This window comes from Nocardia vaccinii NBRC 15922 (assembly GCF_001613305.1).
Classification (GTDB): domain Bacteria; phylum Actinomycetota; class Actinomycetes; order Mycobacteriales; family Mycobacteriaceae; genus Nocardia; species Nocardia vaccinii.
This window is the reverse complement of record NZ_BDCC01000033.1, coordinates 225,236-242,415: the sequence shown is the minus strand read 5'-3', so window position 1 is coordinate 242,415 and position 17,180 is coordinate 225,236. Positions and strand designations below refer to the sequence as shown.

Here is a 17,180-nt window from a genome sequence, read left to right as displayed (position 1 = left end):
GCACGCACGCGGCGGACCTTTTCCCCATGGGCGGCTGGTCCGCATTGTGTGCGGCCAACTCTTTCCAGAGGCGCCCACTGCCCGCACGGTCCCTTGTGCCTGAGAGATTGACGGGGAGGTGCTGCTCCTTCGGCGCCCGGGACGGTACCCGGAACTCTCCCGCACGGCATTGGCGCACCGCCAGTCTAGTCGGACGTGTGTGTCGCCTGTGTTTCCGCCCTGATCGGGCTTCTTCCCCCCGAAACACGCCGATGGCCGGCCACCCGATAACGGGCGGCCGGCCATCTGGAGCATTCCATCAGTTGCCGAAGGCGTCCTTCACCTTCTCGCCGGCATCCTTCAGATTGGATTTGGCCTGATCGGCTTTCCCCTCGTTCTCGGTGTCGCGATCACCGGTGGCCTCGCCGAGCTTTTCCTTCGCTTTGCCGGTCATCTCGTCGAGCTTGTTCTTCGCCTTATCGGTGGCACTCATCACGCACTCCTTCCGGTCCGGTCGCTGACTCATCCGGCTCTACCCGGCACTGCAGCATCGAAACCCGGACCCGGAGATCACCACCGGGGCACGAACGGATCAGCCGGTCTTGCGGTTCTCGCGAACCTTCCGGCGAAACGCCAGCTCGTCCTCGGGGCGCTCGGAGGCGGTGTGGCTCTCGGCCCGCTCGGCCGGGAAGGCCGCGATCGCACCGGTCAGCTCCCGCATCGCACCGCTCACCGCGATCCCGAACACGCCCTGCCCGCCCTGCAGTAAATCGACGACCTCCTCGGGCGAGGCGCATTCGTATACCGTCGCGCCGTCGGAGAACAGGGTGATACCCGCCAGATCCTCGACACCGCGACTGCGCAAGTGGTCGACCGCGATGCGAATGTTCTGCAGCGAGATACCCGCGTCGAGTAGTCGCTTGACGATTTTCAGAACCAGGATGTCCTTGAACGAGTACAGCCGCTGGCTGCCCGAACCGGTGGCGCTGCGAATGGACGGGACCACGAGGCCGGTGCGGGCCCAGTAGTCCAACTGCCGATAAGTGATTCCGGCCACCTGACAAGCGCTCGGCACCCGGTAACCCACTAGATCGTCGGGCACCGTGTCGTCGGGGAACAGTCCTGGCTGTACCACCGCGGCGGACCGCGCATGTTCTGCCGGGGCGGGCCGCGCCTGAGATGTCTGCTGCGGTTGGTCTCCCACTGACTACTCCCTCACTGCATCGCCGAAGAGAACAACGGCCTAACTGTCGAGGCTACTCCCCCGATTGTCTCGGCAGCACAGGCATGGAACCAAACTCCGCGCGCGGCGTGTTTCTCGACCTCAACTAGAGGTCGAGAGCACATTTCGGGTCTAACTGTCGGTCGCCTTGAAGTCGTCCGGAGAGACCGATTCGAGGAACTCCTTGAACTTCTCCACCTCGTCCTCGCGTTCGTCCGGCATCACCAGACCCGCCTCCTCGAGCACCGGCTCCTCGGCGTAGATCGGGCAACCCACCCGCAGCGCGATGGCTACCGAATCCGAGGGGCGCGCCGAGATCCGCAGATCGTTCTCGAACACCAGGTCCGCGTAGAAGGTGCCCTCCTGGAGATCGACGATGCGAACCTCTTTGAGGGTATGCCCCAGGTCGTGGATCAAGATCTTGATCAGGTCGTGGGTCAACGGGCGAATAGGTGTGACGCCCTCTTGTTCGAGGACGATCGCCGTGGCCTCGGCCTGGCCGATCCAGATGGGTAGGTACCGGTCCCCGTCCACCTCGCGGAGCAACAGCACGGGCTGATTCTGAGGTTGCTCGACGCGGATGCCGATCACACGCATTTCAGTCATGACTCGCCACTGCCTCCCATACTCGCGGCCCGTCCAGCGTGCCACTACGAAACCGGCCGTGCCACCGAGTCTAGGCGAAGATTTCAGCCGCCGAGGGCAGCGCGCACCGACGTCTTCACCAGGCTCGTGTGCAACGTCAGCGAGAGCGCCGCGAGTTCGCGGACCGTCTCCTCCGCGCGAGCGCGCGCGTCGGCGTCCCGGCTCTTGGCAATGGGGGCCACGATCTGGGCGATCATCGCCGCCTCACGATCGGCGGCCAGTTTGAAGGCCCGTAGATGCCGGGCCTCCAAACCGAATTCACTCATCGCCTTGGCCGCGCGCGCCAGCGTCACGGCCTCGGTGTCGAAGTATCCTGCCGCGCCCGCAGTGATGAGGTTCGCGCGGATCAGCTCGGTGAGGAACTTCTCATCGATACCGGCCTGCTCGATCAGATCCGCACGGGTGATACGGATTTCGCTGTCGAACCGGAGTTCGTCCGGTGTCACCTCACCGGGCACGACGCCGAGCCGCCGGGGTGGGGACAGGGCGCCGGCGGAGCGGACGGACTCGGGCGCACGCCCCGCTCCGTCGACCCCGTCCGCCCGGGCCCGCGCCTCGCGCACCCCGAGCGTCGCGGCACCGCTGTCGATCGCCTCGAGCTGCTCCTTGATCACCTTCAACGGCAGGTACTGATCGCGCTGTGCGGTCAGGACGAACCTCAGCCGCTCGACGTCCGCGACCGAGAACCTGCGATACCCCGAAGGCGTGCGCTCCGGGCTGACCAGCCCCTCGGATTCGAGGAAGCGAATCTTGGAAATGGTGATGTCCGGGAAATCCGGACGCAGCAGATCCAGCACGGAGCCGATCGACATCCCTCCGCGGGTCCACTGCGCAGCGCCTGTCATCTCGTGCCGGCTCCTAGAGCGCGCCTGCCGCATCGCTCGCGGCGGGGCGCGGACCCGTCAGGAAAACCAACCGGAACTTGCCGATCTGCACCTCGTCACCGTTCTGCAGCTCGGAGGAGTCCACCGGTTCGCGATTGACGTAGGTTCCGTTCAAGCTGCCCACATCCACCACCTGGAAGGTGTCATCGTCCTGCCGGAACTCCGCGTGGCGACGGCTGACGGTGACATCGTCGAGAAAGATGTCGCTGTCGGGATGACGCCCCGCCGACGTGGTCGGCTGATCCAACAGGAACCGCGACCCCGCGTTCGGGCCACGCTTGACCACCAGGAGGGCAGCGCCCGCGGGCAGGCCCTCGACACCCTGCACCGGCTGTTCGCCGGTCTGCTCACCGGAGCGCGACGCGTCGACCTCGTTGAGGAAGTCAGCGCGGAATACCGACGTCGTCTCGGCCGCGCTCTCCCCGTAACCCGGGTCTTTGTTCTCGCTCACCCTTGCTCTCCTCCTCGAACCGATTATCCGTACAAGCATCCGATTCCGGATTGCCATCACCCAGCGCGACCGGCTGTCGCGCCCTTGGACATTCCGGCACCGGTCGCCGGCACATCTGTTGGCATTGACCGTACCCTGCCAGGGCGATCCCGTGCAGGTAGAACTGTGAAGGCCACTTCAGCCCCCGATAACTCCTTGATAACCTGCGGCATCGAGCAGTTCACCGAGCATCGCGTCCAGTGCCGCGGCGTCGGAAACCTCCAGCTCGAACATCCAGCCCTCGCCGTACGGATCACTGTTGAGGGTCTCCGGCGCGGAATCCAGAACCTCGTTCACCGCAACGACTTTCGCGCTCAACGGGGAGTAGATGTCCGAGACGCTCTTGGTGGATTCCACCTCCGCGATGCTGTCACCGGCCGGTGCATCGCTGTCCAGCGCGGGCAACTGTACGAACACGATGTCACCGAGCTGCTGCTGGGCGTAGTCGGTGATGCCGACCAGCACGCGGGTCGGACCCGTGCGCCGGACCCACTCGTGCTCCTCGGTGTAGCGCAGATCCTCGGGAAGGGCGGTCAATGCTCATGTCCTTTCACGGGGCGTCCTTTCACGGGCGTGGCGATCACTCTAATCGCGGGGTGAGACAGGCGGTATGGCCGGGATGGTCCGGGCCACCGCGAGGGCCTTGCCGAGATAGAGCAGTCCCGTCCAGATATAGGCCGCCGTACCCCAGATCAGGAAGGCCCAGCCGAAGGCGCGGCCGAAACCTGCCAGCGGCCAGTGCATCTCGCCCGCCAGCAACCACGGCAGCGCCGACATCAACGCGAACGTCGCGGCCTTGCCGAGATAGATCACCTCCGGCGGATCGAGGTGGCGGCGGCGGTAGATCGGGAGGGTCGCGGCGAGGATCAGATCACGTCCGATCAGCACGACAACGAACGGCCACGGAAGAATTCCGCGCACCAGCAGACCGAGCACCGTCGCCACCAGATACAGCCGGTCCACGAACGGATCCAGCAGTGCACCCAGACGCGAGTACTGATCCAGCAACCGAGCGAGTTTGCCGTCCAGATAGTCGGTGACTCCGCTGGCGATCAACAGCGCGAACGCCCACCCATCCGCCCGCGCGGCCAGCAGCAGCCAGAGGAAGACCGGCACCCCGATCAGCCGCAGCACGCTCAGCGCATTGGGCAGGGTGAGGATGCGGTCCTCACGCCGCGGGGCCGGTGGGGGGCCACCGGATTGGCTCGTCACAGCCTGTTGCTTACCCGAATCGGCCCGGCGTCGCCATTCGGGCACGCCGGAAGGGGTGCGGGAGATGTTCCGGGCCGAGTTCCGCGCCGGCGGGGCGGTGAGGAGAATGATCCGCGAAAGCGTTTCATGCGATGTGCTCGTTCGAGAGGAAGACCATGCCCGACTTCGATTACGACGTCGTAGTGATCGGCTCCGGGTTCGGCGGGAGCGTGAGTGCGCTACGGCTGACCGAGAAGGGCTACCGGGTGGCGGTCCTCGAATCCGGTCGACGCTGGCCCGCCGAGGCCATCCCGAACACGAATTGGAATGTGCGCAAATCGATCTGGGCTCCGCGCCTCGGCCTGACCGGTCCGCAGCGGATCAGCGTGCTCGGCAAGTGCGCGGTGTTCTCCGCGGCCGGGGTGGGCGGCGGTTCGCTGATCTACGGCAACACCCTCTACGAACCGCTGCCGAACTTCTACGAGGACCGGCAGTGGGCGCACATCACCGACTGGCGCAGCGAGCTCGCGCCCTATTACGACCAGGCCAAGCGCATGCTCGGCGTCGCCCAGAATCCGCGCACGACCCCGGCCGACGAGGTCATCCGCGCGATCGCCGACGATCTGGGCGTCTCGGAGACTTTTCATCCGACCAACGTCGGGGTCTTCTTCAACGAGCAGGATCCCGGCACCGAGGTCGACGACCCGTACTTCGGCGGCGCCGGACCGCGCCGCAGCGGCTGCATCCACTGCGCGCGCTGCTTCACCGGCTGCCCGCACAACGCCAAGAACACCACCCCGACCAACTACCTGTACCTGGCCGAACAGGCCGGGGCGCACGTGTTCGAACTCACCACTGCGAGCAAGGTCCGGCCCATGATCGGCGGCGGCTACGCCATCGAGACCAGGCGTTCGGATCGCTGGATTCGCAAGCAGCGCAAGACATTCACCGCCGAGCAGGTGGTGTTCGCCGCGGCCGCGCTCGGCACGCAGAAGTTGCTGCACAAGATGCGCGACGAGAAGGTGCTGCCGCGGTTGTCCCCGCGACTGGGCGAGCTCACCCGCAGCAACTCCGAGGCGATCCTGAACGTGGTCAGCCGAGATCGCCGTGATTTCGCCGAGGGCATCGCGATCACCTCGTCGATCCATCCCGAACCGGACACCCACATCGAGGTCTGCCATTACGGCAAGGGACAGAACGCGCTGTTCCCGATGTCGGTCCCGATCGTGGACGGCGGCGCGTTCCGATTCCTGCGCTTCCTGCTGGCCATGTTCGCCCGGCCGATGGTGTTCCTGCGCAGTCTCAATGCCCGGCACGCCTCGGAGAAGTCGGTGATCCTGCTGGTGATGCAGTCGCTGGACAATTCGCTCACCTCGTTCCGGCGCTGGGGCGGCCTGAAGACGAAACAGGGTACGGGCGCACCGAATCCGACCTGGATCCCGATGGCGCACGAGGTCGGCCGCCGCTTCGGCGAGAAGGTCGACGGCGATGTGCACGGCTTGGTGATGGATGTGTTCAACATCCCCGCGACCGCGCACTACATCGGCGGCTGCGTCATCGGCGAAGGCCCCGAGACCGGCGTGGTCGACCCGTACCAGCGCGTCTTCGGACATCCGGGCCTGCACATCGCCGACGGATCGGCGGTCACGGCGAATCTGGGTGTGAACCCGTCGCTCACCATCACCGCGCAGGCCGAACGCGCGATGGCGTTCTGGCCCAACAAGGGCGCCCCCGATCCGCGCCCGGCCCTGGGCCGCCCGTACCGGCGCATCGAGCCCGTGGCCCCGATCCAGCCGTCCGTCCCGGTGTGGGCCCCCGGCGCGCTGCGTCTGCCGATCACTCCCACCGGCCCCGCCGTCCCGACCGCCTGAGCGACACACTTCCCTGGGATCGAGCTCGACCACGATCGGCCGGGTCCGACTATCCTGTTGACGGTGAGATGCGTGCTCTCCCAACCACACGAACGCGCCCAGCGGCGAAGCATCTCCGTGCGCCGGGAACAGTCGGGCCGAATCCGCCAGCCCTGAGGTTTTTCTTCGGGTGCCGAAAAACCCGCCGGAGCGAAGCGGAGGCCAAAATTACAGAAGGGCGGGTCGCCAATGCTCGTGCGCGTGCAGAACTCCGCGGGGACACTCGCCGAGCGGGTACTGATCGACTGGTTGCGCACCTGGAAGGGTCCGGGTGATCCGCACGGCGTCGCCATGGTGAACTGCAGCCTGTTCTTCGAAAAGCAGCTGCATCAGTTCGACGCGATCGTGTGGACCCCGACCAGTTGCGTGATCATCGAGACCGAGGCGCTGGTGGAACAGGTGTCCGGCGAGTTGGAGGTGCCGCTGGACGGTCCCTGGCGGGTTGGCGGCCAGCTCGTCTCCCTGGAGGGTGGCCGGCGCAATCCGATGGAATCCTCACGTAACCACACCTATGCGCTACAGGCGTTTCTGGCCGACCGCGGCCTCGGCCAGCGCGTGGTGCAGGGCCTTGTGCTGGTGGTACCGCCGCAGGGATCGAGTGTTCGATTGCGGCAACTCTGGGACGATCCCGGACTGCAGGTGGTGATCGGCGACCACCAGCAGCAAATGGCCCAATACCTGCACGCCCTGGCCTCCATGGGACGCGCGCAGTGGACGGCCAACGATGTGGCGATGGCCTTTCGCGGCCTGAATCTGCTCCCCTATCTGCCGTCGCCGCAGGATCTGGTCGCCGAGGGTTTCGGCGGTACGGTGGACACCACCCTGTGGCGCGGCGGGCCGCAGCAGGCGCAGGCGGAGATCTTCCGCGAGGAGATGGCCAATTCGGAGCAGGCCGCGGCCGTGCCGACCTCGATGGCGATGCCCTGGTACAGCCCGTGGCAGCTCTACCCCAACGAGCCCGGCGAAATGGATCTGCGCCAGAGCGTCATGCGGGTGTTGCTCGCGGTGGGGATGCTCGTCGCGGTGGCGTGGGTGCTGTGGTTCGTGATCACGGCGATCATTCAGTTCGGGCCGGGCTGAACGGGTTTCGAGTCCCGGCGCAGCGTGCCCGGGAGCGCCGCGTACATCGCGGTCACCAGCGCCAGGGCGGTAGCGGTGCCGCCGAGTATGTCGGTCGGATAGTGGTAGCCGAAACCGACCATGCCGACCGCGACAGCCGCCAGTAGCACCAGAGCGAGCACCGCCGCGCCGATCCGGAGCCGGGACGTCGGCACGATCAGCACGAAAGCCGTTGCGATAGCCACGAATTGCACGGTGTGGCCGCTCGGATAGGCCAGGTAGTGGTGAAGATGCCGGTGCCACACGTATTTCAGCGGATAGGTGGTGATCGCGACCGCGAGTTCCGGTACCACGAGCAGGAATCCGGCTCGCCACCAGTCCCGGCGCCAGGCGTACCAGAGCACCCCGATCAACAGGACGGCCAGTGCCACGGGGGCGTCGCTCGGCGTCACCAGTATCCGGTAGACGGTGCGGTGCGCATCGAGGGCCGAATGGATCCGGTCGTCCACGACGCGGTCGAATCCGGTCGGCCCGCCGCCGGCCGGGAATGCCAGCGGCAGCAGGACGGTGATCAGGACCCCGGCGATCACCACCGCCGCGAGCGGAACGATCCGATAGGACGGCAGAGCGGACACGCGTTTCACGGCACGACCTTATCCGCGCCCGCCCGCCCGCCCGCTCCGCGGTGCGGCGCGGTCTCACACCTCCGGCTCATTCCCCCTGATGCGAGCTCGCATCGTCCAGCAGGGCAGCGCGCAGCGTGCTCTCGGGCACGCCCAGCGCCTCGACCAGGGTCAGCGCATGTGGGCGCAGGCGGTCGACGAGCTCGTTGACCCCGCGACGCACGAGTTTGGCCCGGTCCACCGACATGAACCGGTGCATGATGTACCACGCCTGGTTCTGTTCGATCGTGGAGTAGACGTACAGATCGCAGACGGTATCGGCCAGCGCGCGAGCCTCCTCGTCCTCGATATCGGCGATGCCCTCGATGAACGTCTCGAGTACGAGCCGCTCGATATGCGCCTCACCGGCCAGCAGGATGTGGTCCTGGGCGTTGTTGAAGGCCTCGAACGGCCCGGTCTCCTCGGCGCGGGCCCGCAACCGGTACGCGGCGGTGCGCACCAGATAGTCCTCGCGGTCGGCGAACAGTTGCAGCTGCACCTCGCGACGGGACAGATCGCCGTCTTCGACCGAATCGCCGCCGCGGTCACGCAACCGTTGAATCAGTTGGCGCACACCGGAACTCTCCCGCGCGACGTCCAGCGCCATGGTCGCGGCGAAACGCACCCAGCCCAGCGCGTCCAGATCGCGCACCTCGTCGGCGTAGGCGGTGAGCAGTTCCTTGGCGACCAACTGGGTGAGCACCACGTTGTCACCCTCGAACGTGGTGAACACGTCGGTATCGGCCTTCAGGGTCACCAACCGGTTCTCGGTGAGATAGCCCGCGCCGCCGCATGCTTCGCGGCATTCCTGGATGGCCCGGGTGGCGTGGCGGGTCTGCGCGACCTTGAATCCGGCCGCTCGCTTCTCCAGGGCGCGCTGCGCCTCGGGATCCAGATTCTGGCCGGTCTGCACCAGATGCATCCGGCGCACCAGATCGTTCTGCGCGAAGGACAGCGCGAACGCTCGCGCCACGTGCGGCAGCAACCGACGCTGATGACTGCGGTAATCCAGCAGTACGACCTCTTCGCCGGTGTCGGGGTCGTCGAACTGACGTCGCCGCTCGGCGTAGCGGATCGCGATGCTCAGTGCGACCCGCGCGGCCGCGGCGGCCGCGCCGCCGACGCTGATCCGGCCGCGCACCAGCGTGCCGAGCGTAGTGAAGAAGCGACGGCTCGGATTCTCGATGTCGGAGCTGTAGGTGCCGTCCGGGGCGACGTCGGCGTACCGGTTGAGCAGGTTCTCGCGCGGAATGCGGACGTGGTCGAACCGGATCCGGCCGTTGTCGACGCCCGGTAGGCCACCCTTGAGCCCGCAGTCCGAGGTCGTCACGCCGGGCAGATCGTTGCCGTCGGCGTCGCGCAGCGGCACCAGGAAACAGTGCACCCCCCGGCCCTCGCCGCCGGTGATCAGCTGGGCGAACACCGCTGCCATCCGGGCGTGCTCGGCCGCGCCGCCGATGTAGTCCTTGCGGGAGGATTCGGTCGGGCTGTGCACGACGAATTCCTCGGTCGCCGGATCGTAGGTGGCGGTGGTCTCGAGCTTGGCCACATCGCTGCCGTGCCCGGATTCGGTCATGGCGAAGCAACCCAGCAGATCCAGCGACATCAGCCGGGTGACCACGTCCCGGTGACGTTCGGTGCCCAGATTCTCCACCGCACCGCCGAACAGCCCCCACTGCACGCCACTCTTCACCCACAGCGACAGATCGGTGTAGGCGAGCATCTCCAGCCCCGTCACCGCGCCGCCGGGATCGGCGGTGCCGCCGTGCTCGCGCCGGAATCCGCGTTCGGCCATACCGAATTTCGAGACCAGATGCATCTGTTCGAGCACTCGCGCCCGTGCCTCGTGATAGTCCAGTCCCGGATCTCCGAACAGGCGCTCGTCATCCAGCCGCGGCCGCACCTCCTCGCGCACCTCCCGCCAGGGCCCGTCTAGCGCCGCACGAAGGATTTCCGCTGTCTGGTTCACGGGAGAGGCCATTCCCCGACCCTAGCCACCTAAACCGGCCGCACCGCGTGACCAGGCTCACCGTGCGGATGTGTCGGGGTGTTCGCGTGGCCACACATCTACGGGCCGAGCTGACACGAAGGGCCGGGAACCTTTACCTTGCTGTGTGTGAGGCTACGGAATACCGCCGAACCGTCGGCCGGGCGGGTGCGGACGTGAGTGAGGAAGTCGACACCGAGGCCGTCGAGGAATCGGAGAGCCCGGAGAGCCAGCGTCCGCGTCGACGCTGGCGGCGAACGCTCGACTGGGTGACCGACCGGATCGTCGCCGAGCGCATCGCCACCGTGGACGCGGTCGTCGAGGCGCCCGCACCGCTGCAGCCGATCGATCTGTCCGACGACGCCGCCGTGACGCAGGTGATGGAGCTCGCCGAACGGGTCGGCGAGGTGGTGCTCGCCTCGGGCACAGCGGTCACCGATACCACCACCCAGGTCGAATTCATCGCCGCCACCTACGGTTTGTCGCAGTGCGATATCGACGTCACCTACAACTCGATCCGTATCTCGGCAGATCGCGGCCCCACCATGCCGCCCGCGTCCACTATGCGAGTGGTCAACTACCGCACGCTCGACTTCACTCGCCTCGCCGCCGTCGACCGGCTCACCCGCCGCATCCGCCGCGAGGTGGTGCCGCCCGAGGAGGCGCACGCCGCACTCGACGAGATCACCACCGCCCCGCACCCCTACAACCGCTGGGTCGCGACCGCGGGCTGGGCGCTGCTCGCGGCGGCGATCGGCCTGCTGCTGGGCGGCGGCCCGATCGTGGCCGCGACCAGTTTCGTGGCGACCGCCGCGATCGACCGCACCAACCGCGCGTTGAACTACCGCGGATTGCCCGCGTTCTTCCAGGCGATCGTCGGCGGCGCGATCGCGACCGCGCCCGCGATCCTGCTCGCCACCTTCGCCGGTCGGCTGGAGACGAGTCCGTCGTTGATCGTCGCGGCCGGAATCACGGTGCTGCTGAGCGGATTACAGCTCGTCGGCTCGGTCGAGGACGCGATCACCGGCGCACCCATCACGGCGGCGGCGCGCATGCTGGATCTGCTCATGATGACCGGCGGGATCATCGCCGGGGTCGCGCTCGCGCTGCGGGCCGCCGATATGTTGAACGCGGTCGCGCCGTCGATCGATATGAATTCCTCGGCCAACATCACCAATCTGCCGCTCAAGCTCATCGCCGGCGCTGTGGCCTCGTTGGCCTTCGCACTCGCGTGCTACGCCGAGCGCCGGGCGCTGGCCGCCGCGGCGATCAGTGGTGCGGCGGCGACGCTGTGCTTCCTGCTGGTGCAGCGGTCCAGTTTCGGGCCGGTGATGTCCTCCGGTGTGGCCGCCTGTGTGGTGGGTCTGGCCGGTGGTCTGATGGCCCGCCGGGCGCTGACGCCGCCGCTGGTCGTCGCGGTTGCCGGAATCACACCGCTGCTACCGGGTCTGAGCATCTACCGAGGGCTTTCGGCGCTGCTCAACGATCAGCAGGCGACGGGCCTGAATCAGTTGCTGGCCGCGTTCGGCGTCGGCTGTGCGCTCGCGGCCGGGGTCACCCTCGGTGAGTGGGGCGCGCGATTTCTGCGGCGGCCGCGAATTCTGCTGCGATTCCGCGGAATTCATCCGCCGACGTTCGCCACGGGCGAGATGCCGAGTGTGCCGCCGCCGTGAGCGGGTCGCGTATCCGGTGGCCGCGGAACGCGGCTCAGGCCCCGATGCTGCGAGCCAGATCCTCGAGCGTCGCGTCGAACAGGATGTCCGGATCCCGCACGGCCATCGGATAATTGCCGAAGACCTCCAGGGTGACGTGCCCGTAGATGCGCGCCCAGAAGGTGGTCATCAGGTAGGTGACGCCCAGATCCAGCTTCTCGGCCGGGAACTCCTGCCCCGATTCGCGCAACACCACGAGCAGGTCGGCCTGGAACCGCTCGAGATCCGCGCACAGCGCCTCGGGGATCACCTCGGTCGACGGAGTCACGATGTCGTAGGTGGTCAGCAACAGACCGGCCGCCTGCAAGAAGATGCGGCCGAAGGGTTCGTCGAATTGCCGCATGGCACTGGCGTTCTCCCCGGCGGGCGAGGCGAACACCAGGGTGAACTCGGGGGCGTGGTCCAGCGCCCAGCGCCGGAATCCCCGGCATACGGCCAGGAGCTGCACCACGCCGTCGTCGGGTAGTTCGGCGACCTGTTGGGCGAGTTCCGCGGCCAGGTCCGCGCAGATGTCCCGGCGCAGGGTCGCGACGAGATCCTCACGCGAGGCGTAGTAGCGGTACAGCGCCGGGGCGGTGATGCCCAGTGCCCGCGCGATCGCGCGCAGCGTCACCGCCTCCGGCCCCTGTTCCGCGAGAAGGGATCTGGCCACCCGCCGGATGTCCCCGTCGTTCACCGCGGGCGCACGCCCCCGGCGCGCGGGGACGTGGGCGGTGGCTTGTCCACTGATCGACCGGGGCCCGTTGTGGTTGGGCACGTTACCTCCTCCGGGCCCGACCGCTCATTCGTAAGCAACCTGCCAGCTCTTGATTCCGTTCAACCATCCTGAGCGTAGCCGCACCGGCTCGGAGATTTGACGCAGGTTCGGCATCGCGTCGGCGATGGCGTTGAAAATCAGGTCCAGTTGCAGGCGCGCCAGATTCGCGCCGACACAGTAGTGGGTCCCGGTACCGCCGAATCCGACGTGCGGATTCGGGTCGCGCAGGATGTCGAATTCGAAGGGCTTCTCGAACCGCTCCTCGTCGAAATTGGCCGAGGCGTAGAACAATCCCACGCGCTGTCCCTTGGCGATCGGCTGACCACCGATCTCGGTGTCCGACAGGGCGGTTCGCTGGAACGCGATGACCGGGGTGGCCCAGCGGACGATCTCGTCCGGCGCGGTGCGCGGCCGCTGCTCCTTGTACAACTCCCACTGTTCCGGGAAGTCGATGAACGCCTTCATCCCGTGGGTGGTCGCATTGCGGGTGGTCTCGTTGCCCGCGACCGCCAGCAGGATGACGAACCAGGCGAATTCGTCCGACCCGAGGGATTCGCCGTCCACATCGGCGGTGACCAGCTGGCTCACGATGTCGTCGGCCGGACAGCCGCGCCGCTCCTCGGCCAGATTCCACGAATAGCCCATGACCTCGGCGGTCGCCATCTTGTGGTCGCCGCCGAATTCCGGATCGTCGTAACCCATCATGGTGTTGGACCACTCGAACAGCTTGCCCCGGTCGGACTGCGGGACGCCGAGCAGTTCCGCGATCGCCTGCAGCGGCAGTTCGGAGGCGACCTGGGTGACGAAATCGCCGCCGCCGTTGCGCTTGGCCTCGTGCACGATGCGCTCGGCGCGCTCGCGCAGGGCGTTGCGCAGGCTCTCCACCGCGCGCGGGGTGAATCCGCGGGAGATGATCCGGCGCAGTTTGTCGTGCGAGGGCGGATCCTGGTTGACCAGCATGCCGCGCTGGATGTCGATCTCCTCGCGGGTGATGTCCTCGTAGAAGCGGATCACCGCGGTGTTCTCGAAGTTGGAGAACACGTCGGGCTTCTTGGAGATCTCCTTGATGTGGTCGAGTTTGCTGACCACCCAGTAACCGTCGTCGCCGAAGCCCGCGATGTTGTGCGGCTGGTCGACCCACCACACCGGAGCGGTGCGGCGCAACTCCGCCCACTCGGCGACGGGCAAACGACTGGCGAGCAGGTCCGGATCGGTGAAGTCGAAGCTGTGCGGCAGAGAGGGAGCGGACACGGTTACCTCCTTTGGAACACGTTTCGCATGAGTGAACCACACCACTCCAATTTTGTGAACACCTATTATTAAACTCCGTAAACCTTTCACTCGGAAGGGGCGCGCGACATCCAGGAATTCGCCGGCCGATCGAGGGTGCACGCGGCCCGCGACCACGGTTGTCCGCCCGCGCCGGTGAGCAGTGGGGAGCGGCCGACACGCACCGGGTCCAGCGTCGAACTGCCGGGCAGCAACCGGTGCGCGAGCCGGGTGCCGGCCGCACCGCGGTTCGTCGGCCGGCGGACAGGTGCGCGCGTTCGGGCGCCGCCGTCCGAACCGCCGCATCGCTCGCCTCGGAAGCGGGTCCGGGGCGAGCGAACGACCGTCGGACTCGATCAGCCCAGCAGCAGTTCCGGCGAGTAGATGTCGAGCCAGGTGTGCAGGTCGACGGTGCGATCCAGATTGCCGCGGGTCATCGCGTCCATGTGCAGCGGATCCTGGGTCACCGCACGCTGTAGCCAGGTCCTGTCGACCAACTGGAAGACCGCCGAATCCTTCTCGGCCAGAATCTCTTTCCCGAGCTGCTGCAGATTCGCCGCGTAGCCCGGATCCTGCGTCGAGGGGTACGGGCTCTTGACGCGCTCGACGACCGATTGGGGCAGAACGTGTTTCGCGGCGTGCCGCAGCAGGCTCTTCTCACGTCCGTCGAAGGTCTTCAGCGCCCACGGTGTGTTGTAGACGTAGCCGACCAGGCGGTGATCGCAGAACGGCACCCGGACCTCGAGTCCGACCGCCATCGACGCGCGGTCCTTGCGATCCAGCAGCGCCCGCACGAAACGCGTCAGATGCAGGTGACAGACAGTGCGCATGCGGTGCTCGAGCTCGGACTCACCGTCGAGGTGTTCCACGTCCGCGATGGCCGAGGCGTACTGATCGGAGATGTAGTTCTCCAGCTGAAGACGTTCGCGCAGTTCGGGTTCGAGCATCTGCCAGCGGCCCTCGCCGGTGATCGAGTTGTTGAACGCCAGCCACGGGAAGGTCTCCTCCTTCAACGCGACCTCGTCGTGGAACCAGCGGTAACCACCGAACACCTCATCGGCCGACTCACCCGACAGCGCGACCGTGGACTGCGCGCGAATCGCCTTGAACAGCAGGTAGAGTGAGGAGTCCATATCGCCGAGCCCGGCCGGGATGTCGCGTGCGGTGATCACCGCGCGGCGCACCGTCAGATCCGACAGTTCCGACGGATTCAGCACGACGTCCTCGTGGGCGGAGCGGACCAGTGCGGCCACCTCGCGTACGTACGGCGAATCGGGGGTGTCGCGCATCTCGTCGGGAACGAAATTCTCTTCCTGGTTGGCGAAATCGACCGAGAAGGTGCGCAACTGCTCGCCGTCGCGGGCCAGCCGGGCGGCGGCCAGACCGGTGATGGCGCTGGAATCCAGTCCTCCGGAGAGCAATACGCAGCGCGGCACGTCGGAGACGAGCTGGCGGTCCACGATGTCGGTGAGCAGCTCGCGCACCTTCGCGACGGTGTCCTCCCGGCTGTCGGTGTGCTCCACCGCATCGAGCCGCCAGTAGGTGCGTTCGTGAATCCCGTTGCGGTCCACCGTGATCAGTGTGCCGGGCAGGACCTCGTACATCCCTTTCCACAGCGACCACTTCGGCTGCTTGGTGAACGCGAACAGCTCACGCAGCCCGTCGTTGTCCACGACCTTGCGCGCCAGCGGATTCGCCAGGATCGCCTTGGGTTCCGAGCCGAACAGCACGCCGTCCGGAGTCGGGTAGTAGTAGAACGGCTTGATGCCCATGCGATCCCGGATCATCACCAGCTTCTCGGTGCGCTGATCCCAGATCGCGAAGGCGTACATGCCGTTGAGATGATCGACCACCGATTCGCCCCACTGCAGGTAGCCGTGCAGTACGACCTCGGTGTCACTGTCGGTCCGGAAGGTGTGGCCCAGCGCGGTCAACTCGGCGCGCAACTCGTGGAAGTTGTACGCCTCTCCGGAATACACCAGTCCGATATCGCCGGACGGGGTGCGCAAGCTCATCGGCTGCGTGCCGCCGGGCAGGTCGATGATGGCCAGGCGGCGGTGCCCCAGCGCACCGTGTGTCCGCACGAACGTGCCGCGCCCGTCGGGCCCGCGACAGGCCATCGTCTCGGTCATAGCGTCGAGGACACGCTGTTGCCGGGTCAGGTCGGAGTCGAACGACACCCAGCCCGCGATTCCACACATGTTCACGCCCTCCAGTTAGTTAGCAATAACAACTACACGTAACTCCGTTGTAACACAGGCACATTCACCCCCGCTAGGCCTCCGGACCCAGAAAGAAATGTGTCCGTGTCACACCCGCCCGGGCGCGTCGCAATCCCGGCCGCGCCGACCTCGCCGAATACCGATTCCACCAATCGAACCCGCGCGACACTGGACGATTCACATTGCCGCAAAAGCACTTTCGTGCTAATCGAGGCAAACATCCGACGGCCGAACCCGCCCGTGCGGCTTTCGACCGGCCCGCCGAATCGTCGCGACCGACCGGCCCGACGGCCCGCACCGGAGCGCGGATCGCTCGGCCCACAGCTCACACCCCCGGGCACGCCTCTCGCCCGAACGTCCGCACATACCCCCGGAGGCGGCGTTGTCGTCCGAAAGTTTGATTCCGCGACGCGCTCGGCCAGGTATCGTCAAGGGAAAGTTAGGTAACCCAAAGCAGGCCGGAGCGTTGCCCGGGAACGAAGTGAGGACAGCAGCACCATGCCCGACACCGCCACTCCCTTCTCCGCGCAGATCCGCACCGCTACCGAACGGCAACATGCGGATGCGGAGAACTCCACGTTCATGAGCGATATGCTCGGCGGTGGACTGGGGGTTGCGGCGTTCTACCGGTACACCGGCCAGCTGTGGCACGTCTACCGCGCACTCGAGGAGCACAGCGATGCGCTGGCGTCCGATCCGGTGGCGGGCCCGTTCGTCCGGCCCGAACTGGCGCGGGTGGCGCACCTGGAAGACGATCTGGCCCATCTCGGCGGCGAAGACTGGCGCGCGGACCTGGATCCGCTGCCCGCCACCGCCGCCTACGCCGAACGAGTGCGGGAGTGCGCCCGGGAGTGGCCTGCCGGATATGTCGCGCATCACTACACCCGATACCTCGGAGACCTGTCCGGCGGACAGGTGATCCGCGGCACCGCCGAGAAGTTGTGGCAGTTGCCCAAGCGTGGCGACGGCGTGCGGTTCTACGTCTTCGACCAGATTCCGAACCCGGCGGCATTCAAGCGCGAATACCGCGAACTGCTCGACGCGCTCGCGGTGGACGATCTCGAAAAACAGCGCGTACTGGGGGAATGTCAGCGCGCCTTCGATTTCAACTCGGCGATGTTCCGCGAACTGGCCGCGGAGTTCCCGAGCCGGCGGCAGGGCTGAGCCGACTACCCGGTACGGGATGCCAAC

General features: G+C 66.8%; 16 protein-coding genes and 1 riboswitch. Of the genes, 4 read left to right on the top strand and 12 right to left on the bottom strand.

What is annotated here, in order from left to right; translation table 11 throughout:
- Positions 1-76: 76 nt before the first annotated feature.
- Positions 77-172, bottom strand: a riboswitch (glycine riboswitch).
- A gap of 126 nt (positions 173-298) precedes the next feature.
- The 7 genes from NV1_RS22420 to NV1_RS22390 all read right to left on the bottom strand — a co-directional run bounded on the left by NV1_RS22420 (position 299) and on the right by NV1_RS22390 (position 4,432).
- A complete protein-coding gene (locus NV1_RS22420) occupies positions 299-472 on the bottom strand; it encodes a CsbD family protein (RefSeq protein WP_067894776.1) in 174 nt (57 codons plus the stop codon).
- A gap of 99 nt (positions 473-571) precedes the next feature.
- Positions 572-1,183: a MerR family transcriptional regulator gene (locus NV1_RS22415; RefSeq protein WP_067894457.1), complete on the bottom strand. Its 612-nt coding sequence runs from the start codon at positions 1,181-1,183 to the stop codon at positions 572-574.
- 150 nt (positions 1,184-1,333) lie between these two features.
- The gene (locus NV1_RS22410; protein ID WP_067894456.1) at positions 1,334-1,807 is read right to left on the bottom strand and encodes a bifunctional nuclease family protein; all 474 of its coding nucleotides are present in this window, start codon (positions 1,805-1,807) and stop codon (positions 1,334-1,336) included.
- 83 nt (positions 1,808-1,890) lie between these two features.
- The gene (ftsR, locus tag NV1_RS22405) at positions 1,891-2,691 is read right to left on the bottom strand and encodes a transcriptional regulator FtsR (protein ID WP_067894455.1); all 801 of its coding nucleotides are present in this window, start codon (positions 2,689-2,691) and stop codon (positions 1,891-1,893) included.
- Between the two features lie 13 nt (positions 2,692-2,704).
- Positions 2,705-3,181 carry an oxoglutarate dehydrogenase inhibitor Odhl gene (odhI, locus tag NV1_RS22400; RefSeq protein WP_040823302.1) on the bottom strand — a complete coding sequence of 159 codons (477 nt, stop codon included), beginning with the start codon at positions 3,179-3,181 and terminating at the stop codon, positions 2,705-2,707.
- Between the two features lie 177 nt (positions 3,182-3,358).
- Positions 3,359-3,757: a glycine cleavage system protein GcvH gene (gene gcvH, locus NV1_RS22395; protein ID WP_067894454.1), complete on the bottom strand. Its 399-nt coding sequence runs from the start codon at positions 3,755-3,757 to the stop codon at positions 3,359-3,361.
- A 48-nt stretch (positions 3,758-3,805) separates the two neighbouring features.
- Positions 3,806-4,432, bottom strand: a complete 627-nt coding sequence (locus NV1_RS22390) for a CDP-alcohol phosphatidyltransferase family protein (RefSeq protein ID WP_067894452.1) — start codon at positions 4,430-4,432, stop codon at positions 3,806-3,808.
- Positions 4,433-4,587: 155 nt separating this feature from the next.
- Between NV1_RS22390 and NV1_RS22385 the strand changes: the two genes are divergently transcribed.
- Positions 4,588-6,282 carry a GMC oxidoreductase gene (locus NV1_RS22385; protein WP_067894449.1) on the top strand — a complete coding sequence of 565 codons (1,695 nt, stop codon included), beginning with the start codon at positions 4,588-4,590 and terminating at the stop codon, positions 6,280-6,282.
- A 240-nt stretch (positions 6,283-6,522) separates the two neighbouring features.
- Positions 6,523-7,401 (top strand): nuclease-related domain-containing protein, encoded by an 879-nt coding sequence (locus tag NV1_RS22380; RefSeq protein ID WP_245713859.1) that lies wholly within the window; start codon positions 6,523-6,525, stop codon positions 7,399-7,401.
- Here the strand turns inward: NV1_RS22380 and NV1_RS22375 are convergent.
- Both NV1_RS22375 and NV1_RS22370 read right to left on the bottom strand, forming a co-directional pair.
- A complete protein-coding gene (locus NV1_RS22375) occupies positions 7,383-8,024 on the bottom strand; it encodes a phosphatase PAP2 family protein (RefSeq protein WP_245713858.1) in 642 nt (213 codons plus the stop codon). The two genes, NV1_RS22380 and NV1_RS22375, sit on opposite strands and share 19 nt — an antisense overlap.
- 67 nt (positions 8,025-8,091) lie before the next feature.
- Complete coding sequence (locus NV1_RS22370) at positions 8,092-10,011, bottom strand: acyl-CoA dehydrogenase family protein (RefSeq protein WP_157117256.1); 1,920 nt, start codon at positions 10,009-10,011, stop codon at positions 8,092-8,094.
- A gap of 287 nt (positions 10,012-10,298) precedes the next feature.
- On the opposite strand from NV1_RS22370, the gene NV1_RS22365 reads away from it, so the two are divergent.
- Positions 10,299-11,702: a threonine/serine exporter family protein gene (locus NV1_RS22365; protein WP_245713868.1), complete on the top strand. Its 1,404-nt coding sequence runs from the start codon at positions 10,299-10,301 to the stop codon at positions 11,700-11,702.
- A gap of 34 nt (positions 11,703-11,736) precedes the next feature.
- On the opposite strand, the gene NV1_RS22360 is transcribed toward NV1_RS22365, so the two are convergent.
- The 3 genes from NV1_RS22360 to asnB all read right to left on the bottom strand — a co-directional run bounded on the left by NV1_RS22360 (position 11,737) and on the right by asnB (position 15,968).
- A complete protein-coding gene (locus tag NV1_RS22360) occupies positions 11,737-12,498 on the bottom strand; it encodes a TetR/AcrR family transcriptional regulator (protein ID WP_245713857.1) in 762 nt (253 codons plus the stop codon).
- Between the two features lie 24 nt (positions 12,499-12,522).
- Positions 12,523-13,749, bottom strand: coding sequence for a cytochrome P450 (locus tag NV1_RS22355; protein WP_067894437.1), 1,227 nt, complete (start codon positions 13,747-13,749; stop codon positions 12,523-12,525).
- A 374-nt stretch (positions 13,750-14,123) separates the two neighbouring features.
- Entirely contained in the window at positions 14,124-15,968 is a 1,845-nt protein-coding gene (gene asnB, locus NV1_RS22350) for an asparagine synthase (glutamine-hydrolyzing) (protein WP_067894767.1), read from the bottom strand.
- A gap of 519 nt (positions 15,969-16,487) precedes the next feature.
- Here asnB and NV1_RS22345 point away from each other — a divergent pair.
- Positions 16,488-17,153 carry a biliverdin-producing heme oxygenase gene (locus NV1_RS22345; protein ID WP_067894434.1) on the top strand — a complete coding sequence of 222 codons (666 nt, stop codon included), beginning with the start codon at positions 16,488-16,490 and terminating at the stop codon, positions 17,151-17,153.
- The last annotated feature ends 27 nt before the right edge of the window (positions 17,154-17,180 follow it).